Raw genomic sequence first — 21,228 nt, forward strand, 5'->3', positions numbered from 1 at the left:
CCACGACAACACACCCAGACAGCATCTCACCGCCAACCAACCGACACCACAGGCCAGTTGAAGCGATCACCGCCTACGGAAATCTTGTAAGAGCCAATCTCCGGACACCCCCCGCGGGCTTCACTCGAGAGGGCTTCTTCGGTCCGGCCTCGACCTGCGAGTCAGTAGGCAGGAGCGGTGTCGAGGAGGGGCAGTGGACTGCATACCTCTGCCACCGGGATCTCCCCTTCACGCCCTTCATGCACCTTTATGTGAAGAAGTAGGGCGGTTCCACCCGGGACCCTAGGCATAAGGAGCCGTCTCGGATCGGCGACTGGCCGCATGCCCTTCTGTGCGGCCCGTCGTCGTGACGGGCCGCCAAACCCCGGCGCTGATGATTTTTCACTCCGGTCGGCGGAGGACCGAGCCGTGAAGAATGGAACCAGGGCTCCGATAGCGAACGGAGCCGAAGCCGACTCAGCCGGCTTCCCACTCGCGGTTCGTTGCCGATCTCGGCCGACGACGTCAGGAGGTCCCTGATGAAGGCACGCGACGAGACCGGCGCGCCGTGGCGGTACCGATACCGACACCGATCGCGCTGCCGATACCAATGCCCAGGCCCACGCCCAGGCCGACGTTGTCGAGAACGTAGAGACCGAGCAGCAGTCCGATGATCACCCCGAGCGACATGCCTGCCACCAGGCCGATGCCTATGGGCCGGGTTCCTGATACCTCATCATGTGCCATACACGCATTATGCCAGAGCCGCGCTGCATATCCGGAGCCCTCCACCCGCTTCATTCACCGGCCGCCGCGAGACCTGCGCCGAGACCCACCTGGGCCGCCGTCTCCGTGGCCGCAAGCCTTGATCGCCACGTACCAGGTGATCGCCGACTGTCACACAGGCGTCGCAGCCCTCTGGGTGCCGCACCGAATGGGTCCGCCGACAGCCTGCCCTGTTCCCCACATCTCCCCACGCCACGCCCCGCCTCTCAGCTCGTCAGATCACGACGGCAGGCCACTGGAGCCCATCCGTCAGCCCGTCCGGCGGGCGGCATCAAAAGCGCGTAAAGATTGCCGGAGGACGGCAGTGAATGAGCGCTCTCCTCCGTGTCAGGATTCCGTCAAGCCGGAGGTCAGCGGCAGGGCGAACGGGGGGGCGCGATGGCCTGGTTCCTTGGAATCGGCATCGGGGGGGTCGTACTGCTCGCCCTGTCGCTGGTCTTCGACGGTTTGCTGGACGGCGTGGTCGACGGCGCGCTTGGCGGCGGTCTCGACGGGTGGCTATCGCTGCCGGTGGTGGCCGGATTCCTGGCCATGACCGGGTTCGGCGCGGTCATCGCCCAGTTCGCCGCGGGGCTGGGGCCAGCGGGAGCCATCGGCGTCGGTGCGCTGTCGGGGGCGGGCACAGCATGGCTGACGTATCGCTTCAGCCGCGCCCTCATGCGCGACCAGACGGGATCGGCTCCCACAGAGAACGATTTGATCGGGACCTCCGGCAGTGTGGTGACGGCGATTCCGGCCGACGGTTTCGGCGAGGTGCTTCTGCACCTCGGCGGCCAGCGCGCGAAGTACGCCGCCCGCAGCGAGGTGCCGGTGGAACGCGGCGCAGAGGTCTGGGTGGAGGCGACGCCTTCGGCGACCTCCGTCCTGGTGCGGCCGGTCGACTGCTGATCTCCGGCAGCACCTCTTCAGTCGCTCGTCTTCTCGAAATTCCGAGCGCCCCTTCTGGGGCATTCCAACCCTCCGGGGTTCTACGTGTCTGGGGGCACTGTCATGAGTCCTGTCGTGGTGGCCGTGATCGGAGTCGTCGTACTCCTCGTCCTGTCGGCCCTCGTCGTCGTCAGCCGCTACAAGGTGGCGGGCCCCAGTGAGGCGTTCATCGTCACCGGTCGCCGGGGAAAGAAGGCCACCGACCCGGAGACCGGCCGGGTGTTCACCGACAACAGCGGGCAGAAGGTCGTGGTCGGTGGCGGTGTGTTCGTCGTGCCCTTCGTGCAGCAGAAGTTCACTCTCGACCTGTCGTCGCGGCACATCCCGGTCGCGGTGCGCGGCGCCGTCACCCTGCGCGGCGTGAAGGCCAATCTGGACGGGGTCGCCATCGTCAAGGTCGGCGGCAGCGAGGACTCCATCCGCGCGGCGGCGCAGCGGTTCCTGATGCAGCAGGACGGCATCGTCGGTTTCACCCAGGAAGTGCTCTCCGGCGCCCTTCGGGCCATCGTCGGCCGCATGTCGGTCGAGGACGTCATCCGCGACCGCGCCGCGTTCGCCGGGCAGGTCGCCGAAGAGGCGGAGGCGAGCCTGTCCGGGCAGGGCCTGGTGCTGGACGCCTTCCAGATCCAGGACATCACCACCGAGGGCTCCTACCTGGAGGACCTCGGCCGCCCGGAGGCCGCCAGGGCGAAGCAGGAGGCCGACATCGCCGAAGCCGTGGCCCGGCGCGCGGCCGAGCAGGCGCGGTTGAAGGCCGAGGAGGAAATCGCCGTCGCGCAGCGGACGTTCGCGCTGAAGCAGGCGGAGATCAAGGCCGAGACCGACGAGGCCGCCGCTCGCGCGTCAGCCGCCGGCCCGCTGGCCGAGGCCGCCAGGCAGCAGGAGATCCTCGCCGAGCAGGAGAAGGTCGCCGAGAGGCAGGCCGCACTGACCGACCGTCAGCTGGACACCCAGGTGCGCAAGCCCGCCGACGCACAGCGGTACGCCGCCGAGTCGGTGTTGTTCACTCCTACGAGGAGGCGCTGAACGCCCTCGACATGGCTGCCCGCATGGGCCTGGAAGACCCGGTACTCCAGGCCTCGGACCTGCTGGTCTACCCGGTGCTCACCCGTGACCGGCAGGCGATGTCCGAGCTCGTGCGAAGCGTCCTCGGCCCCCTGAAGGGCGCCCGTGGCGGAGCCCAGCCGTTGATCGAGACCCTGATCGCGTACTTCGACACGGGCTGTGTGGCCGCTGAGGCCGCCCGACGGCTCTCCCTGAGCGTGCGGGCCATGACCTATCGGCTCGAACGCATCCACCAGCTCACCGGTGCCGACCCCGGCGACCCCGTGCACCGCTACACCCTGCAGACGGCGGTCATCGGTGCCCGCCTGTTGGACTGGCCGAATCAGGACCTCTGAGGACCCGGGCAGAAGCTGCACCGGGCATGCCCTGCCGTCTTCGCCCTCACCCTCCCGCCGGCGTCCGTGGCTCTGCTCACCGGCCGAGTGCCCCACCGGCTGGGCCCCCGGCCGGCCCCGATGCGTCCCCGCGGGTTCGCCCTCTTGTCCCTGTACGCGGTCGCGCCGGTCAGTGCGCTCCCCCGCCTTGCGGGCGCCTCGCCCGCCATCACCTTGGCAGCCACAGCCTTCGCGAGCACACTGGCAATCTCGGGTTGCATCACCGTGGCCGTCACCGCCCGGGATGTCCGGGCCGCTACACGATGACCGGCCCCTCCCGCCGCAAATGGCGGCCAGCCAGATCACTCAGCGCGTGGTGGCTGCTGTTCGCCGGTGGGTTGTGGCTCGCGGGCCAGGCCATCGGACAGCCCACCTCCTCAGCGGCCTGCGTCGCCTCCGCAGCGCTGATGGCAGCGATCGGGGAAACCGGTGACTGGCTACGAGGACGCCGGCGAGCACACCGTGTAGGGACCGGCGCCGAAGCTGCCGGGCCTCAACGACGGCGACCCTGACCTTGATACACCCCGAGATACCACTTGCGCGGCTGCCGAACTCTGGGTGACGCACCGGGCATGCTGGAACCGATCTCACGTGAATGCTCGGGAGACAGGTATGAAATGGCTGGTCTCATTGCTCGGTGCGGCGCTGGTCATGGCTACCCTGCGAGACGTGTTCCACACGCTGTGGCACCCGACCCGTCACGGCGGGATGAGCCGCACCGTGATGGCTGCGCTGTGGAGACTGTCCCGGCAGGTTCCCCTGCGCAGGAACGGCGCGGGACTCGTCGGACCGCTCGCCATGGTGACCGTGGTGGCCATGTGGACGGGCACGGTCATCGTGGGATGGGCGCTGATTTACTGGCCGCACATGCCAGACGCGTTCTCCCTCACCTCCGGACTGGAGCCGACGGAGCACGGCGGCCCGGTTGACGCGCTCTACGTCTCGCTGGTCACCGTGTCGACGCTGGGGCTCGGGGACATCGCACCGGCCGAGCCGTGGCTCCGTGTCGTTGCGCCTCTTGAAGCCCTCGTCGGCTTCGCTCTGCTGACAGCCACGGTCTCCTGGGTGCTGGAGATCTACCCCGCCATCACCCGCAGGCGGGCGCTGGCTCTGCGACTGTCCCAGCTGGAGCGGAATGCCCCGTCCCCATCGCAGCTCGAATCCCCGCTGGGAGCTGCCATCCTCGAGAACCTCGCCGATGAAGTGGCCCGCATTTCCATTGACTTCCTGCAGTTCGCCGAGTCCTACTACTTCCACGAAGGCGAGGATCACACCTCCCTGGCCGCCAAGGCTCCCTACGCCGTGGACCTAGCCGAGCGCGGCACAGAATCCCAACACGCCGAGCTACAGCTCGCTGCAGCATTGCTCACCATGGCGCTGGAAGACCTCGCCACGGTGCTCGACGAACGGTTCCTCCACTGCGGGGGGTCACCGCGCGACGTCTACCAGGCGTACGCGAAAGATCACAGCCGCGGTCCACTCCTGGCAGTGGACCATTCTGGGTGACCAGTTGCCCGTAAGGCCCCGCAAGAGCCGTCCCGTGCCCGACGACGACCGTCGAGGCGGCGGGCTCGTCTGCTTCGCCACCGACTCCAGCAGAGCCGGCAGCTCGGGCATCCGGTCGCCCCTGGTCAGCACGGCAACGCCCACACGCGGCCGGGTCACGACCATTCGCTTCCCCTCAAGCCAGCATCAGGTGAACGGCGAGCGTACCCACACCGAAACCCGCTGATGCACCCATCCCAACGGTCCACACATGGACCGCATCGTCCTCGGCACCTACGTCACCGCGCCCACCCGCGGCGCCATCGCCACCACCTACCGGGGCCTGGAGAAATCGGCCTGGCCGACTTCCTGGTCCAGCGGCGGGGTCTCCAGCGCGGAGACCTCACCCTGCTCGGCGAAGACCAGCGCATCCACGCGAGCGCCTACTTCCACCGCACGGCGATTTTCGGAGCGAGAGCCCACCTCTCGCCGCGCGTCACTGTGGCGCCACGAAAATGCGCAAGCCGTGAGGTCATCATCCGCCTTTAGAGCGGAACTGCACAGTTCGTGGCCGTCATCGGCGACGACACCCAGACGGGCAACAACATCATCATCGGTCCGGCGTCGCAGTCGGTCGCCGCTGCCAGATCACCAGCGGCGTCGCGCTGGCCATCCGCGCCATCCCAAAGGACTGCACCGTCATCGCCCCACACATTGCAGATGCCAGCGTCCACCCTGTCGCCGCCCCCTCGCACCCAACCAGACCACCGAGTAGCCGGCCGGCGTGCACAGACGCAGACGGCTGAGCTCGACGATTCCTTCCCGTCACTCATTCGGACCTTCGGGCAACACCAGTTGGCCACCTCGGAACTAGCGTGGGAACCGCTCTATCCGCCTGTGACCACTAAGAAGGAACTGACATGAAAGCATCATCGGCTTGGCCGGCCTATGGCCTAGCCCTACTCCCGTTCGTGCTCAGCTCGCCAGTTGCCCACGGGGAAACAGGGGGAGAGAGAGATCGACCGGATCGGCAGAACAAGGAAACCATCACGGTGATCTCCAAGTCTGTCGGCTCACCCGTTCCCCCTGGCCACAGTGCAGATCTGTTCGATGTGGAGGGAAATCGGATTGGGTTCTCCGCGACCTCCTGCTCTCCGGTTTCGTCGAACCCAACAACAGTCCTGTGTCACGGATCCTATGTATTGGAGGGCAAAGGGGAGATCACGTGGGAGAATGCGAATCGCGGCCAAGCAACTCCATACTTCACCGCGATCACCGGAGGGACTGGAAGGTACTGCGACGCTCGCGGACAGATCCGGGTGATTCGAACCCAGTCACAGCCTGGAGGAGGCCTCTCCCAGCTGAACGTGTTCCTTGGCCGGAGCTGCCCTACCTCCGCTTGATTGCGGAAGGCATCACCGCCCCGGTCGGAGAGTGCCGCAACCGTGACATGGCGCCATCGCATTACCGTGTCCGGACACCGGCCGGCGGCTCTGCTACCGCAACGTTCTGGCCCGGAGTAGCTCCGCCAGGCCGCGGCGGGTGGCCGCCAGTACGACCCGATCTCCGGCGCGCAGGACGTATCCGGGGTGAAGGTCGAAGACAAGCCCGGTTGTGTGTTCCCTTCCGTCATCAGGCAGGCTGGCGGCGAGGTCGGGGCGCCGTTCGGCGGGGTCTGTGGTGTCCAGAGCCAGGACCCGCCACATTCCGGGGCGCAGGGCCTCGGTGACGGTACGGTCCTCCAGCTGTGGCAGCCCCTCGACTTCCAGAGCGGCGAAAAGCAGCACTCTGCGTTCGACGGGGATCGCGCCGAGTATCTGTCGGCCCATCATCGCGCCCGCGAACGCAGGGGCGGCGAGTGAGGATACGCTCCGGCTGCGGGTGAGCGCCCTTGGATGAGCGGCCCGGAGAGTGCGATAGACGGCAGTGGCGAAGCCGTCTTCGTAGAGCCTCAGCGCGACCCGGACGTCCGAGGCGACGGATCGCGCGTACAGGGCGGCTTCGAGGTTGGTGGTGTCCGAGCTGGTGAGCGCGAGCAGGGCATGGGCCCGGTGGATCTTCGCTGCCTCCAGTGCCCCTTCCTGCGTGACGTCGCCGATCACTACGGGAACACGCAGGCGGCGGGCGAGGGCTACACCACGAGCCTCGGGATCGCCTTCCACGCACACGACGGGTATGTCGAGTTCGTTCAGCCGCGCCAGGACCCTGGTGCCGATCTTGCCGAGACCGAGGAGGACGACATGGCCGGTCAGTCCGCGCGGGGGTCTGCGCAGGGCCGTGGCAGAACGGAAGGACCCCAGGGCCTCCAGGACCGCCGCGACGAGGAGGGGCAGGAGAAGCAGTCCCACGAGCCCGGTGAGTAGTTGAAGGACCTGCCGGTCGGCCTGCTCACCGAGCGCGGGGTCGTTGATGGAGAACAGGTCGAGCAGCGTGATGTAGGCAGCGCGCAGGGGGTGGTCACCGGTCGTGAGCCAGGAGGCGACCGCCAGTGCGGTGACAGCAACGGCGACGCCCGCGAAGGACCAACGCACCCGGCGGGAAAGCAACTCACCGTACGGCAGCGCCGCTGCGCCGAGGCTACGGCCGGCCCGAAGTGCGGGCGCGCTGTGCGTGACCGCTTCGAGGACGACCGTTCCGTGGCCGGTCGCGGCGGAGACGGTGTCGTCGTCAGGCAGGAGGCGCGGGCTCTCGGCACCGCTGCTCTCCGAACCTTCCGCGCCAGCCGGGTCGGCGGTGGTTGACGACAACAGAGCAAGGGTGCACAGCCCCGGGTCCGCGGTCCGGCCTTCACCCGCGGGAGGCCGCTCCGCAGCGCGGAGCAGGAGTCCGTCAGCCTGAACGACCTTGCTGGTGCCGGCCACAGCCGTGGCGGCGAGCGCGGGCGCTGCCGTGTCGGCGTCCGACAGGACGGTCGTCGAGGAGTCGAGCACTGACGAGTCGAGACCTGGCACGGCGACGGCAGCTGCCTGGTCGAGCAGCTGCTCCAAGTGCTGCCCCAGCTTCCGGTTATAGAGCCGGATCACCAGCCGCAGGCGAGGATTCAGCCTGCGGGCGATCAGTGCGGCGCGGATGTTGGTCTCGTCGTCTTCGTACACGAGGGCCAACGCGTCCGCGTGCTCGACGCCCGCACGACAGAGCGCGGCCTCATCCGGCTCCACGGCCTGGACAACGCGCACCACGTCCGCGCCTTCGACACTTCCCACCGAAGACGGCGATGACTCCGAACGGACCACAGCCGATGAAACACGCCCCAACAAGGCCAACGCACGGCCTCCGGAGGCAGAGCCCGTGCCCACCGTGGCGGCCCCCTGCCCCCCGGCCGGCGGGACGAGCAGGGTGACGCGTTGCCGGTACATGCCATGGAGTTCGTCGGAGAGGCGGTGCGCGAGCGCGTCGTCGCCGCTGACGATCATGTAACCCTCGCCTTGGCCCCGCCTGCACGCCGAACGTGTAGGCCGTTCACTGCCGTTGGTGTTCGCCGCCTGCCTTGCCCACGCCACTTCCAGGCCCCCTCTTCGCTGGCGTGGAGTCGCGCATCCCCACCGAATTGCTGCTCACGTTGACCTCGTGACGTCGACCCTGCCACGCCCCGTCGTCACAGCCAGACCGACAGCGGTGCCATCGTCCAGAGGCACTCCGCCAGGCACCGACCCGTGGACGCACCGCAGGCTGCGACACCCTGTGGCTGCGGGCAAAAACCATCGAGTCAGCCGCAAGCCAGGTCCGCAATGAGGTTCCGTTCCCATTCTCTCATTTTCGTCGTGTGTGATGGGGTGCAGCCTTGGTCCACCAGTCACTCGCGAGTTCGCCGATGAGGAGGGCGACGGTGAAGCCGATACCCGCCAGGACCGCGAGCGAGAAGACGTCCGCCCACTCCAGGTCGGGATTGAGTCGGGCTCGGGTGAAGCGGGCGGCGAGGTAGGTGCCGGCGAAGATGCCAACCGTCTTTCCGGCGACCAGGCCGAGTACGACGCCGAGTGGCTCGGGCTGGGTGAAAACGTCCCCCAGCGCCGCTCCGGTCACGCTCACACCAGCCGCGAAGAGGGCGAAAAGGGGTACCACGACACCTGCCGAGATGGGCCTCAGCAGATGCGCGGTCCGCTCTCCGGGAGAGGCCGTCTCCCCGTCTTCGCGGGTGATGCGCAGGATCAACCCCATCGCCACGCCCGCGACGGTCGCATGGACGCCGCCGTTGTACATCAGCGCCCAGATGGCGACGCCCAGGGGTACGTACCACCACCAGCCGCGCACCCGGAACCGCTGGAGGACATAGAAGACGATCAGTCCGGCGAAGGCCCCGCCGAGTGCCCACGGGTTCAGGTCGCTGGTGAAGAAGATCGCGATGATCAGGATGGCGCCCAGGTCGTCGACGACGGCGAGGGTGAGGAGGAAGGCCCGCAGCGCGGCGGGGAGGTGGGAGCTCAGGACGGCCAGGACCGCGAGTGCGAACGCGATGTCGGTGGCCATCGGAACCCGCCCACCCTTTGCTGCTTCCTCCACCGACCGAGGTGACCGTGAGGTAGACCAGCGCCGGTACGACCATGCCGCTGACCGCGGCGATGACCGGCAGGGCTGCGGCAGCAGGCGTGCGCAGTTCCCCGACGACGAGTTCCCGCTTGAGTTCGATCCCGGCGACCAGGAAGAAGACCGCGAGCAGCCCGTCGGCCGTCCAGTGCTGCACGGACAGGTCCAGGCCCAGAGACGGTATCCCGAAGTGCAAGCCGCGGATCTGCTCGTAGACCCCGCTCCACGGGGTGTTCGCCCACACGAGCGCGACCAGCGCGGCGACGAGGAGTACCAGCCCGCCGATGGTCTCGGTGCGCAGGGCTTCGGCGACCGCGTTGCGCTCCGGTAGGGGCATCAGGCCGAGGAAGGTACGGCGCTGTCGCGGGGAGTCTGACATGAGGGGGGAAGCCTCCGGGCCATGTCGATGAAACGGGCACACTGCGCCCTTGTCGCCGACCAGACTTCCCGGCACACCCCGCGCCGCTTGACACGTTCTTTACACCCTAACCAGAAGCGTGTCAGCGCCACCAGATGGCGTGGGTGAGGGGGCTCGCATACGCAAGGCGCGAGCGTATGCGAGCCCCCTCGGGAGCCGGGCCGCCGGGGCGGTCAGACGGTGGTCTTCACCGGCTCCTGGTCTTCTTCGGCATCGACTTCTCCGGCCTTTCGGGCGCGGACGAACTCCAGGAAGGAATTCAGCTCGCGCTTGACGACCGGGGCGAGGAGGTAGAGGCCGATGATGTTGATGACGGCCAGCATGAACAGGATCGCGTCAGCCATGTCGATCAGGGTCTGCAGGGTCAGCAGGGACCCTGCGACGGCGAACAGGGTGTAGATGACCTTGAACGTCAGCTCGCTGGCCCTGCTGCGGCCGAACAGGTGAGTCCAGGCCTTCATGCAGTAGTAGCCCCAGGTCAGCACCGTCGAGATGGCGAACAGCATCACCGCGATGGTGAGGATGTACGGGAACCAGGGCAACACCGTGCCAAAGGCGTCGGAGGTGATGGTGACGCCGCCGATCGACTCACCAGCCCGCGCCTCGGCCCAGCTGGCCGGGTTGGCGATCACGATCGTGAGTGCGGTCATGGTGCAGATGACCACGGTGTCGATGAAGGGCTCCAGCAGGGCGACCAGGCCCTCGCTGGCCGGATGCTTGGTCTTCACTGCAGAGTGCGCGATCGGGGCGGAACCGAGACCGGCCTCGTTGGAGAAGGCGGCACGCTTGAAGCCGATGATCAGTGCGCCGAGGACTCCACCGACGGCGACTTGCCGCGCATACCCGGAGGCGTCCGCGTACTCGATGTACGCGCCCATCACATCGCCCTCGAAACGCGAGGCAGGTCGTCGCCCTCAACTGTCCGCGACCGCCTGCTCTCGACCTCGTCAGGCCTCGCCAGCCGGCCAAGGAAGCCCGCCGATCAGGACCAGGCTGGAGCCCGCCGCTCGATATACAATGAAGCATGTGTACTGATATACATCGCCGTATACACAGGGAGTCGCCGTGAGCCGAACTGTCATCGACCTCGACGACGAGGCGCTGGAGGCAGCCGCCAGGGAACTCGGCACCACCACCAAGCGCGACACGATCAACACCGCCCTGCGCGAGGTCACCGCTCGCTACCGGCGCCTGCGCGCACTCGAGGACTCCCGGCAACTGGTGGCCGACGGAGCCCTGGACATCAACATCCTCCTGGACAAGAGCCAGTACCGGCCGTGACCGTCGCCGACTACCTCATCGACACCTCCGCCCTCGCCCGCGTCCTTCTCGCCCAGAACACGGCCGAGTGGGACGACAGGATCGCCGCCGGCCTCATCGCGATCTGCGACCTCACGGAGCTTGAGGTCCTCTACTCCGCCCGCTCTTCCGCGGACCGCGCTCGGCTGAAGGCGGCACTCGACGCCCACTACGTCTGGTGTCCGATGCCGGACGGCATCTATCGCCGCTCCCGCGTGGTCCAGGAGCAGCTCACCGCGAAGGGGGAACACCGCAGCGCGGGCCCGGTCGACCTCCTCGTCGCAGCCGCCGCCGAAGAAGCGGGCCTCACCCTGCTCCACTACGACCGCGACTTCGAAACCATCGCCCGGACCACTGGACAGCCGGTACGCACGATCGACCTCAGACAGTGATCCTTCGCCATGCCGCTCTGTATTCAGCTCTAGGCCCTCGCGTCCACTGTGTCCACTGGATCTTGGAGCAGCAGCCGCAAGGTGGTTTTCAGCGCACCCGATCGCTCGCATCACTGCAGGTAGGGGCCATGCCTGGACCAGTCAGATCACTCTCTGCGGCTTCCGACAGAGCCCCTGAGCAGCGGATTCTCTCCGTTGAGTCAGAGTTCCTGATCTCCCTGCCAAGAGAAGGGACGTTTCCGCAGGTAAGCGACCTGCATAGGTGGGGCGGGTGGGACTCGAACCCACGGCCGACGGATTATGAGTCCGCTGCTCTAACCGGCTGAGCTACCGCCCCTTACGGCGCGTCGCGCACACTTGTGCGCGCCGTCTGCCGCAGCATAGCCGCTCATACGATCTCCTGCTTCGGATGATCGGATTCGCTGTGACCATGAAGACCGCGCCGCCGCCTGCGCGGTTCCCGGGACCGGAAAGTGCCCGGGAGCACGGGAGGCGCGCATGGCGGTGGGCACAGAAAAAGGACCCCGAGGGGTCCTCTTCCGGTACCGCTCCCCCGACTGGACTCGAACCAGTAACCCTCCGGTTAACAGCCGAATGCTCTGCCAATTGAGCTACAGGGGATCGCGCTCCCCCGACTGGACTCGAACCAGTAACCTGCCGGTTAACAGCCGGCTGCTCTGCCAATTGAGCTACAGGGGATTGCTGCATGTGCACCGAACGTACCTACCCAGGGCTCTCCGGGCGGCGCTCGCTCGCTGCGACACATACATTAGCGCAAGCAGGGGGGTGCTCCGCCAATCGGTTCCCCCGTGACCTCGTGACCTCAGATCCCGGCGTCGGGGACGGCGTCGGCGAAGGGTGGCAGCGATGCGATACCGGCTTACGTTCGTCGCCGGACTGGCCCTCGGTTACGTGCTCGGCACCCGTGCCGGGCGCGAGCGTTACGAGCAGCTGAAGAAGTCCGCGCGGGAGTTCGCGCAGAACCCCGCGGTGCGCAATGCCGCCGAGTCCGCCGCCCACACGGGGCGTGAGGCGGCGGGCAAGGCGTACCACGCCGTGAGCGACAAGGTGCAGGACCGGGTGCCCGAGTCGGTGGCCGCGCGGGTGCGGTCGCTGCGGGAGCGGAGTCAGAGCAACGGGGAGGACGACTGGGGAACGACCAACACCTAGAGAAGGGGACTGACCGCTCGGCCGGGGCCGCAGCAGGCCCCGGAGTGCGGCAGAATCTGACGACATGGGGATAGTCGCCGGGCTGGACAGTTCGTCCGCCTTCACTCGCATCGTCGTCTGCGACACGGACACGGGTGCCGTGCTGCGCCAGGGGTACGCTCCGCACCCGATCGAGGCGAAGGCGAGCGATGTCGATCCGCAGGCGTGGCTGCTGTCGCTGGGTGAGGCGGCGGCGGGCGGACTGCTCGAAGGCGTGCAGGCCATCGGCGTGTCGGCGCAGCAGCACGGGCTGATCCCGATCGACGCCTCGGGCGGCCCGGTGCGGCCCGCGCTGGTCGGGAACGACAAGCGGGCGCAGGTCGCCGCGGCGGATCTGGTGGAGGCGTTCGGCGGCCGTCAGGCTTGGGCCGAGGCCGTCGGATGCGTGCCGCAGTCGGGGATGCCGGTGGCCAAGCTGCGGTGGCTGGCGGCGGCTGAGCCCGACGCGGCCAAGCGCACCGCCCTGGTGATGCAGCCGCACGACTGGCTGGTGTGGCAGCTGCTGGGCCGGCCCGCGCGCCGTACGACGGACCGGGGCGCCGCCTCGTCGACCGGGTACTGGTCGGCGGGCACCGGGGCCTATCGGCCCGATCTGGTGGAGCTGGCGCTCGGGCACCGGGCCGCACTGCCCGAGGTGCTGGGCCCGTCCGACGCCGCCGGGACGACCCCGGAAGGGCTGCTGATCTCCGCGGGCACCGGCGAGACGATGGCGGCGGCCTTCGGCCTCGGCCTCGCGCCCGGTGACGCGGTGGTGTCGCTGGGCGCGTCCGGTTCGGTGATGGCCGTGCACCACGAGGCCCTCGCGGACCCCAGCGGGATGATCACCTCCTTCGCGGACGCCACCGGGATGCATCTGCCGGTGGTGCACACGCTCAACGCGGTCCGCGCGCTGCGCGGCACCGCCGAGATGCTGGGCATCGAGGACCTCTCCGAGCTGTCCGCGCTCGCGATGAAGTCGACGCCGGGTGCCTCCGGTCTGGTGCTGCTCCCCTATCTGGAAGGCGAGCGCACCCCTCACCTCCCGCACACCGCGGGCACGATCACGGGGCTGCGGCGCGAGTCGATGAAGCGGGAGCATCTGGCGCGTGCGGCCTTCGAGGGCATGCTGTGCGGGCTCGCCGACGCGCTGGACGTGCTGCGCGGCCGGGGCGTAGAGGTGCGGCGTGTGTTCCTGCTGGGCCAGGCCGCCGATCTGCCCGCGGTCCAGGCCGCGGCGCCGTCGATCTTCGGCGCGCAGGTCGTCGTGCCCCAGCCGGCCGACTACGCGGCCATCGGCGCCGCCCGTCAGGCGGCCTGGGCGTTGGGTGTCGCCCAGGGGGCGCTGGCCCCGCACACCCCGCCGGCCTGGCAGGGCGCGTCCGCCCAGGTGTTCGAGCCGGGCGATGAGCTGGCCGTGGGGCAGGCGGTGCGTCAGCAGTACGTGGCGACCAGGAACCAGGTGCATCCGGGGGCGTTCGGTCCGGGTTCGTGAGCCATGCTGTGCCGCGAGCACGGGTGGCTCGTTCTTGACCCGTGCTTGGGGAAATCCTTTGGTGCTCGGGGAGCTGGGTGACGGAGTATGGGTGCGGCCTCCGCGCCCCATGACCCCACACCCGAGAGACCCCGCGTGCTCATAAGACTGCTGCGGACGTTCCTGCGTCCCTACACCAAGCCCCTCGCCCTGCTGGTGGCTCTCCAACTGCTCCAGACCAGCGCCACCCTCTATCTGCCGACCCTGAACGCGGACATCATTGACAACGGTGTTATCAAGGGTGACACGGGATACATCCTGACATTCGGCGCACTCATGGTCGGCGTCAGTGTCGTCCAGGTCCTGGGCAACATCGGGGCCGTCTACTTCGGCGCCAGGACCGCGTCCGCGCTCGGCCGGGACGTACGGGCGGCCGTCTTCGCGCGTGTGCAGGCGTTCTCGGCCCGCGAGGTGGGCCATTTCGGGGCTCCGTCGCTCATCACCCGGACGACCAACGACGTCCAGCAGGTTCAGATGCTGGTGCTGATGTCGTTCACGCTGATGGTGTCCGCGCCGATCATGTGCGTCGGCGGTATCGCGCTGGCCCTCGCCCTCGATGTGCCGCTGTCAGCGGTGCTGCTGGCGGTCGTGCCGGTGCTCGGCATCTCGGTCACGCTGATCGTGAAGCGGATGCGCCCGCTCTTCCGCACCATGCAGGAGCGCCTGGACACGGTGAACCGGGTGCTGCGCGAGCAGATCACGGGCAACAGGGTGATCCGGGCGTTCGTACGGGACCCCTACGAGCAGGAGCGGTTCCGCGGCGCCAACACCGAGCTGACCGATGTCTCCCTGTCGACCGGCCGGCTGATGGCGCTGATGTTCCCGACCGTCATGACGGTCGTGAACGTGTCCAGCATCGCGGTGGTCTGGTTCGGTGCGCAGCGGATCGACAGCGGCGGGATGGAGATCGGCGCGCTCACCGCGTTTCTCGCCTATCTGATGCAGATAGTGATGGCCGTGATGATGGCCACCTTCATGTTCATGATGGTGCCGCGGGCCGAGGTGTGTGCCGAGCGGATCCAGGAGGTCCTGGACACGGAGTCGAGCGTGGTGCCGCCGGCCGATCCGGTACGGGAGCTGGAGCGCCGCGGGCACCTGGAGGTGCGGGGCGCGCAGTTCCGCTATCCAGGTGCGGAGGAGCCGGTACTGGTGGATGTGGAGCTGGTGGCCCGGCCGGGAGAGACGACCGCGATCATCGGTTCGACGGGCAGCGGAAAGTCGACGCTGCTCGGACTCGTCCCCCGGCTGTTCGACGTCACCGGCGGCGAGGTGCTGGTAGACGGTGTCGACGTACGGCAGCTGGATCCGGCGCTGATGGCGCGGACCGTGGGGCTCGTCCCCCAGAAGCCGTACCTCTTCTCCGGCACGGTGGCCACGAACCTGCGGTACGGGAATCCCGAGGCGAGCGACGAGGAGCTGTGGCAGGCGCTGGAGGTGGCCCAGGCGGCCGAGTTCGTGCGTGACCTCGACGGCGGGCTGAACGCGCCGATCGCCCAGGGCGGCACCAATGTGTCGGGCGGTCAGAGGCAGCGGCTGGCGATCGCGCGGACCCTGGTGCAGCGTCCGGAGATCTATCTGTTCGACGACTCGTTCTCGGCGCTGGACTACGCGACGGACGCGGCGCTGCGCGGGGCGCTGGCCCTGGAGACGGCCGACGCGACCGTGGTGATCGTCGCCCAGCGGGTGTCGACCATCCGTGGGGCGGACCGGATCGTGGTCCTGGACGAGGGCAGGGTTGTCGGTGCCGGACGCCATCATGAGCTGATGGAGAGCAATGAGACATACCGGGAGATCGTGCTCTCCCAGCTGACCGAGGCGGAGGCAGCCTGATGGCCGGTCCTGGCGGACGCATGATGATGCCCGGTTCGGGCGAACGGTCCATGGACTTCAAGGGTTCGGGCAAGCGGCTGCTCGCGCAGCTCGCCCCGGAGCGGGGCACCCTGTGGACGATGCTCGCGGCCGGAGTGCTGAGCGTCGCGGCGGCGGTGGTCGGGCCGAAGATCCTGGGTCAGGCCACGGACCTGGTCTTCGCGGGTGTCGTCGGGCGGGAGATACCCGGTGGCACCAGCAAGGAGCAGGCGCTCGACGCCCTGCGCGCCCGGGGTGAAGGCGGGCTCGCCGACATGCTCTCCGGGGTGGACTTCACCCCGGGCGAGGGCATCGACTTCTCCGCGGTCGGGCATGTGCTGCTGGTCGCCCTCGCGGTGTATGTGGGCGCTGGGCTGCTGATGCTGGTGTCGACCAGGCTGTCGATCCGGGTGATCAACCGCACCGTGTACCGGATGCGCGAGGACGTGCAGACGAAGCTGTCGCGGCTGCCGCTGTCGTATTTCGACAAGGCCAGGCGGGGTGAGGTGCTGAGCCGGGCGACCAACGACCTGGACAACATCGCCCAGACCATGCAGCAGTCGATGGGGCAGCTGATCAACTCACTGCTGACCATCGTGGGCGTGCTGGCGATGATGTTCTGGATCTCGCCGCTGCTGGCCCTGGTGGCGCTGGTGACCGTGCCGCTGTCGGTGTTCGTCGCGGCGAAGGTGGGCAAGCGCTCGCAGCCGCAGTTCGTGCAGCAGTGGAAGTCCACGGGCACGCTCAACGCGCATGTCGAGGAGATGTACTCCGGCCATGCCCTGGTGAAGGTGTTCGGGCGCCAGGAGGAGTCGGCGAAGGACTTCGCCGAGCAGAACGAGGCGCTGTACGAGGCCGGGTTCCGGGCGCAGTTCAACAGCGGCGTCATGCAGCCGCTGATGTTCTTCATCTCGAACATCAACTATGTGCTGGTGGCCGTGGTCGGCGGACTGCGGGTCGCCTCGGGCACGCTGTCGATCGGTGATGTGCAGGCTTTCATACAGTATTCGCGCCAGTTCTCGATGCCGCTGACGCAGGTCGCGTCGATGGCGAACCTGGTGCAGTCCGGGGTGGCTTCGGCCGAGCGGGTCTTCGAGCTGCTGGACGCGGAGGAGCAGCAGCCGGACCCGGTGCGCGGCGCCCGCCCCGGGAAACTGCGCGGGGAGGTCTCGCTGGAGCGGGTGTCCTTCCGCTACGACCCGGAGAAGCCGCTCATCGAGGACCTGTCGGTGTCCGTGGAGCCGGGCCAGACGGTCGCGATCGTCGGCCCGACGGGCGCGGGCAAGACCACCCTGGTCAATCTGCTGATGCGGTTCTACGAGGTGACGGGGGGCCGGATCGCGCTCGACGGTGTCGACATCGCCACGATGTCCCGGGACGACCTGCGGGCCGACATCGGCATGGTGCTCCAGGACACCTGGCTGTTCGGGGGCACGATCGCCGAGAACATCGCCTACGGCGCGTCCCGCGAGGTCACCCGGGAGGAGATCGAGGAGGCCGCACGGGCCGCGCACGCCGACCGCTTCATCCGCACCCTGCCGGACGGCTACGACACGGTCATCGACGACGAGGGCTCGGGCGTCAGCGCCGGTGAGAAGCAGCTCATCACCATCGCCCGGGCGTTCCTGTCCGATCCGGTGATCCTGGTGCTGGACGAGGCGACCAGCTCGGTCGACACCCGTACCGAGGTGCTGATCCAGAAGGCGATGGCGGGCCTGGCCCACGGGCGCACCTCGTTCGTGATCGCACACCGGCTCTCCACGATCCGGGACGCGGATGTGATCCTGGTGATGGAGGACGGCTCCATCGTCGAGCAGGGCGCACATGAGGAGCTGCTGCAGGCCCGTGGGGCCTACGCCCGGCTCTACGCCGCGCAGTTCGCCCAGGCGGTGGCCGAAGTCGAGTGAGGTGCGCGGCACGTGGCCGACCGGGCCACCCACGGGGGAAGGAACGGAACATGGGCAAGGAAGCAAACGGCGGAGGTCGCGCGCCCGCGGGCTCGGCGACGGCGCTGGGGCTGTCGCTCGGCCTGTCGACCGGGGCCGTCATCGCGCTGGTGCTCGACAGTCTGCCGCTGGGCCTCGGCCTGGGCATGGCTCTCGGCACCGCCGTCGGCGCCCTGATCGACGCACGGCGGACGCGCCGGGGCGGCACGCCTGAGGGCGACGGCGCTCAGTCCAGGTAGCCGCGCAGCTGGTCCGCGAAGGTGTGGTCCCGCAGCTTGTTGAGGGTCTTGGACTCGATCTGGCGGATGCGTTCCCGTGTCACGCCGAAGATCCGGCCGATCTCCTCCAGGGTGCGGGGCCGCCCGTCGTCCAGCCCGTAGCGGAGCTGGACCACCTTCCGTTCGCGCTCGCCGAGCGTGGACAGCACGGCCTCCAGGTGCTGGCGCAGCAGCAGGAAGGCCGCGGATTCGACGGGTGAGGTCGCGTCGCCGTCCTCGATGAGGTCACCGAGGGCCACGTCGTCCTCCTCGCCCACGGGGGCGTGCAGCGACACCGGTTCCTGGGCGAGCCGCAGCACCTCGCCGACCCGCTCGGGCGCGAGGTCGAGCTGGGCGGCGACCTCTTCGGCGGTGGGCTCGTAGCCGCGCTCCTGGAGCAGCCGGCGCTGGACCCGGATGACCCGGTTGATCAGTTCGACGACATGGACGGGGACACGGATGGTCCGGGCCTGGTCGGCGAGGGCCCGGGACATGGCCTGGCGGATCCACCAGGTCGCGTAGGTGGAGAACTTGTAGCCGCGGGCGTAGTCGAACTTCTCGACGGCACGGATCAGGCCCAGGTTCCCCTCCTGGACGAGATCGAGCATCGTCAGCCCGCGTCCGACATACCGCTTGGCCACGGACACGACGAGGCGGAGGTTGGCCTCGATGAGGCGGCGCTTGGCCATGCGGCCCATCACGACGAGTCTGTCGAGGTCATGGGCGAGCCGCGTGTCGAGGTCCGGGGCGCTGGCGAGCTTCTCCTCGGCGAAGAGGCCCGCCTCCACCCGGCGGGCGAGCTCGACCTCCTCGGCGGCGGTGAGCAGCGGGATCCGGCCGATCTCTCTGAGGTACTGCCGGAAGAGGTCGGACGTGGGAGCGCTGCCGGCTGACTCGGTACGGACAGGAGGGTCGGGCGGCTCGGGCGCTTCCTCTCTCACGCCCTGTACGTCGTTCTCCCCGGCCTGCGACGGGTCGTTCTCGGGGACGTTCTCAGGGTGGTGCGAGGAATGGCTCTGTGCGGGCACGACCGCGGCCGGATCGGCGGCCGTCAGGGCAGTCATGGACTGTGTCTGTGGCTGGGTCTGGGTCTGCACGGGGGCGACCTCCAGGTACACGAGCGGATCCGCGGGGGTGAGAGGCCCACCCTGTGTGGACCGGCCGCGCTCCGAGGACTCAGGCACCGCGTCCAGTGTGGGGTACGACACATCTCTGCCACGAGGGGCGTGCGGTGACTTTTTGCGTCCCTTCCGTGACCGCGCGGTTACCGCGCCAAGGGATCAGAGAGCGTCGGCGCCCCGGTTGCGCAGCGACTGGGCGTACTGCTGGAGCACCCACAGTTCGTTCTGCACCGCGGCGAGCTGCTCGGGGTCCGCGTGGGCGCCGAGACGGGCGAAAGTGCCCTGGACCTCGGCGATACGGCGGTCGACGGCACGCAGCCGGACCTGGACGAGCTGGAAGCCCGCGTAGCTCTCGTCCACGGTCCTGGAGTGGATGGCCTCCACGGCGAGTTCGGTGATCATCGAGCGCACGGTGTCGTTGGGCGCGGCGTCCCGGACCCGGGCCAGATAGCCGGACGGGTCCGGGATACCGAGCTCCGCGCCGCCCGCGTCGGCGACGGCCTGGCGCGCGGCGGCGTAGGGCGGGGCGGTGAACTCGTCGGCCCCGTAGGCGTCGAAGGCCGGGGACACCAGCTCGGGGCGCTGGAGGGCGAGCTTGAGCAGCTCGCGCTCGGTGCGGTGTGCGGGGCTGCGGAGGTTGAGGGCGGGGCCGCTCGGCCGTGGCGTGGTGGGATGCCCGGTGTCGTGCGCCTGGCCGGGACGCGACGAGCCCTGTCCCGGGCCGCGCCCGTCACGGCTGTCGCCGCCTCCCTGCCTGGCCCAGCGCGCCAGCTGGGCGACGCGTTTGACCACGAACTGCGTGTCGAGGATGCCTAGCAGACCCGCGAGCTGGACGGCCACCTCGTGCTGGGAGGCGCTGTTCTTGATCCGGGCGACGATCGGCGCGGCCTCGTCGAGCGCGGCGGCCCGGCCGACCGGGGTCTCCAGGTCGTAGTTGCGCACGATGTGCCGGATCGCGAACTCGAAGAGCTGGTTTCGCGGTTCGGCCAGCTCCCGTACGGCCTCGTCGCCCTTGGCGAGCCGCAGCTCGCAGGGGTCCATGTTGTCGGGGGCGATCGCGATGAAGGTCTCGGCGGCGAACTTCTGGTCGTCCTCGAAGGCCCGGAGCGCGGCCTTCTGGCCGGCCGCGTCACCGTCGAAGGTGAAGATCACCTTGGCGCTGCCGTTGTCCATCAGCAGCCGCCGCAGGATCTTGATGTGCTCGGCGCCGAAGGCCGTACCGCAGGTCGCGATGGCCGTCGTCACCCCGGCGAGATGGCACGCCATCACGTCCGTGTAGCCCTCGACCACCACGGCCCGGCTGGACTTGGCGATCTCCTTCTTCGCCAGGTCGATCCCGTAGAGCACCTGGGACTTCTTGTAGATCGCCGTGTCCGGGGTGTTCAGGTACTTCGGGCCGTTGTCGTCGTCGCGGAGCTTGCGCGCACCGAAACCGACGACATCGCCGGAGATATCGCGAATGGGCCACATCAGCCGACCGCGGAAGCGGTCTATGGGACCGCGGCGGCCCTCCTGGGAGAGCCCCGACAGCAGCAGCTCCTTGTCCGAGAAGCCCTTCCCGCGCAGGAAGCGGGTGAGGTGGTCCCAGCCCGCCGGGCTGTAGCCGACGCTGAAGTGCCTGGCGGCACTCTGGTCGAAACCGCGCTCGGCGAGGAACTTCCGGCCGATCTCGGCCTCCGCGCCGTCGAGCTGCTCCGCGTAGAACCGGGCCGCGACCTGGTGGGCCTCGACCAGGCGGATGCGCTCGCCTCGCTGATGGGCGGGGTTGTACCCGCCCTCCTCGTACCGCAGCGTGATCCCGGCCTTGGCCGCGAGCCGCTCCACCGCCTCCGAGAAGGACAGATGGTCGACCTTCATCACGAAGGTGAGGGTGTCCCCGCCCTCCTGGCAGCCGAAGCAGTGGAACAGGCCCTTGCTCGGGCTGACCTGGAAGGAAGGGGACTTCTCGTCGTGGAACGGGCACAGGCCCTTGAGGTTGCCGCCGCCCGCGTTGCGCAGCTGGAGGTACTCGGACACGACGGAGTCGATCGGGACCGCGTCCCGTACCGCCTTCACGTCGTCATCGTTGATCCTGCCTGCCACACGTGA

At 68.6% G+C, this 21,228-nt stretch carries 14 protein-coding genes, 3 tRNA genes and 3 pseudogenes; 11 read left to right on the top strand and 9 right to left on the bottom strand.

Features of this window, described 5'->3' with window-relative positions; genetic code table 11:
• Positions 1-504: 504 nt before the first annotated feature.
• Positions 505-726 carry a hypothetical protein gene (locus ABZ532_RS03955; protein ID WP_361279453.1) on the bottom strand — a complete coding sequence of 74 codons (222 nt, stop codon included), beginning with the start codon at positions 724-726 and terminating at the stop codon, positions 505-507.
• 417 nt (positions 727-1,143) lie between these two features.
• Between ABZ532_RS03955 and ABZ532_RS03960 the strand changes: the two genes are divergently transcribed.
• The 4 genes and pseudogenes from ABZ532_RS03960 to ABZ532_RS03975 all read left to right on the top strand — a co-directional run bounded on the left by ABZ532_RS03960 (position 1,144) and on the right by ABZ532_RS03975 (position 4,637).
• Positions 1,144-1,653, top strand: a complete 510-nt coding sequence (locus ABZ532_RS03960) for a hypothetical protein (RefSeq protein ID WP_361279454.1) — start codon at positions 1,144-1,146, stop codon at positions 1,651-1,653.
• A 102-nt stretch (positions 1,654-1,755) separates the two neighbouring features.
• Positions 1,756-2,685 (top strand): annotated as a pseudogene (locus ABZ532_RS03965) (SPFH domain-containing protein); the annotation flags it as partial.
• A 2-nt stretch (positions 2,686-2,687) separates the two neighbouring features.
• Positions 2,688-3,092, top strand: a pseudogene (locus ABZ532_RS03970) (helix-turn-helix domain-containing protein); the annotation flags it as partial.
• 708 nt (positions 3,093-3,800) lie between these two features.
• A complete protein-coding gene (locus tag ABZ532_RS03975) occupies positions 3,801-4,637 on the top strand; it encodes a potassium channel family protein (RefSeq protein ID WP_361279456.1) in 837 nt (278 codons plus the stop codon).
• Between the two features lie 1,475 nt (positions 4,638-6,112).
• On the opposite strand, the gene ABZ532_RS03980 is transcribed toward ABZ532_RS03975, so the two are convergent.
• The 3 genes and pseudogenes from ABZ532_RS03980 to ABZ532_RS03990 all read right to left on the bottom strand — a co-directional run bounded on the left by ABZ532_RS03980 (position 6,113) and on the right by ABZ532_RS03990 (position 10,439).
• A complete protein-coding gene (locus ABZ532_RS03980) occupies positions 6,113-8,029 on the bottom strand; it encodes an NAD-binding protein (protein WP_361279458.1) in 1,917 nt (638 codons plus the stop codon).
• Between the two features lie 385 nt (positions 8,030-8,414).
• A pseudogene (gene nhaA, locus ABZ532_RS03985) lies at positions 8,415-9,519 on the bottom strand (Na+/H+ antiporter NhaA); the annotation flags it as partial.
• 212 nt (positions 9,520-9,731) lie between these two features.
• Positions 9,732-10,439, bottom strand: a complete 708-nt coding sequence (locus ABZ532_RS03990; RefSeq protein ID WP_361279459.1) for an alanine:cation symporter family protein — start codon at positions 10,437-10,439, stop codon at positions 9,732-9,734.
• A 184-nt stretch (positions 10,440-10,623) separates the two neighbouring features.
• Between ABZ532_RS03990 and ABZ532_RS03995 the strand changes: the two genes are divergently transcribed.
• Together ABZ532_RS03995 and ABZ532_RS04000 are read left to right on the top strand one after the other, a co-directional pair.
• Positions 10,624-10,839 carry a type II toxin-antitoxin system VapB family antitoxin gene (locus ABZ532_RS03995; protein WP_018889935.1) on the top strand — a complete coding sequence of 72 codons (216 nt, stop codon included), beginning with the start codon at positions 10,624-10,626 and terminating at the stop codon, positions 10,837-10,839.
• Positions 10,836-11,249, top strand: a complete 414-nt coding sequence (locus ABZ532_RS04000; RefSeq protein ID WP_361279461.1) for a PIN domain nuclease — start codon at positions 10,836-10,838, stop codon at positions 11,247-11,249. The genes ABZ532_RS03995 and ABZ532_RS04000 overlap by 4 nt, the downstream gene beginning before the upstream one ends.
• A gap of 263 nt (positions 11,250-11,512) precedes the next feature.
• On the opposite strand, the gene ABZ532_RS04005 is transcribed toward ABZ532_RS04000, so the two are convergent.
• The 3 genes from ABZ532_RS04005 to ABZ532_RS04015 all read right to left on the bottom strand — a co-directional run bounded on the left by ABZ532_RS04005 (position 11,513) and on the right by ABZ532_RS04015 (position 11,948).
• Positions 11,513-11,586: transfer RNA gene (locus tag ABZ532_RS04005), tRNA-Ile, on the bottom strand.
• A gap of 211 nt (positions 11,587-11,797) precedes the next feature.
• Positions 11,798-11,870, bottom strand: a tRNA-Asn gene (locus tag ABZ532_RS04010).
• A 5-nt stretch (positions 11,871-11,875) separates the two neighbouring features.
• Positions 11,876-11,948 (bottom strand) — tRNA-Asn (locus ABZ532_RS04015).
• A gap of 168 nt (positions 11,949-12,116) precedes the next feature.
• Here ABZ532_RS04015 and ABZ532_RS04020 point away from each other — a divergent pair.
• The 5 genes from ABZ532_RS04020 (at position 12,117) to ABZ532_RS04040 (ending at position 18,001) form a co-directional block, all read left to right on the top strand.
• Positions 12,117-12,419 (top strand): YtxH domain-containing protein, encoded by a 303-nt coding sequence (locus tag ABZ532_RS04020; RefSeq protein ID WP_361279462.1) that lies wholly within the window; start codon positions 12,117-12,119, stop codon positions 12,417-12,419.
• A gap of 64 nt (positions 12,420-12,483) precedes the next feature.
• Positions 12,484-13,929, top strand: a complete 1,446-nt coding sequence (locus tag ABZ532_RS04025; protein WP_361279463.1) for an FGGY family carbohydrate kinase — start codon at positions 12,484-12,486, stop codon at positions 13,927-13,929.
• Positions 13,930-14,064: 135 nt separating this feature from the next.
• Complete coding sequence (locus tag ABZ532_RS04030; protein ID WP_361279464.1) at positions 14,065-15,798, top strand: ABC transporter ATP-binding protein; 1,734 nt, start codon at positions 14,065-14,067, stop codon at positions 15,796-15,798.
• Positions 15,798-17,723 (top strand): ABC transporter ATP-binding protein, encoded by a 1,926-nt coding sequence (locus ABZ532_RS04035; RefSeq protein WP_361279465.1) that lies wholly within the window; start codon positions 15,798-15,800, stop codon positions 17,721-17,723. The genes ABZ532_RS04030 and ABZ532_RS04035 overlap by 1 nt, the downstream gene beginning before the upstream one ends.
• 50 nt (positions 17,724-17,773) lie before the next feature.
• On the top strand, positions 17,774-18,001 hold the full coding sequence (locus tag ABZ532_RS04040) for a hypothetical protein (RefSeq protein WP_361279466.1): 228 nt from the start codon (positions 17,774-17,776) through the stop codon (positions 17,999-18,001).
• On the opposite strand, the gene ABZ532_RS04045 is transcribed toward ABZ532_RS04040, so the two are convergent.
• Both ABZ532_RS04045 and dnaG read right to left on the bottom strand, forming a co-directional pair.
• On the bottom strand, positions 17,989-19,203 hold the full coding sequence (locus ABZ532_RS04045) for an RNA polymerase sigma factor (RefSeq protein ID WP_361279468.1): 1,215 nt from the start codon (positions 19,201-19,203) through the stop codon (positions 17,989-17,991). The two genes, ABZ532_RS04040 and ABZ532_RS04045, sit on opposite strands and share 13 nt — an antisense overlap.
• 96 nt (positions 19,204-19,299) lie before the next feature.
• Complete coding sequence (gene dnaG, locus ABZ532_RS04050; RefSeq protein ID WP_361279469.1) at positions 19,300-21,222, bottom strand: DNA primase; 1,923 nt, start codon at positions 21,220-21,222, stop codon at positions 19,300-19,302.
• Positions 21,223-21,228: the final 6 nt, after the last annotated feature.

This window comes from Streptomyces sp. NPDC019396, assembly GCF_040632375.1.
GTDB lineage: Bacteria > Actinomycetota > Actinomycetes > Streptomycetales > Streptomycetaceae > Streptomyces.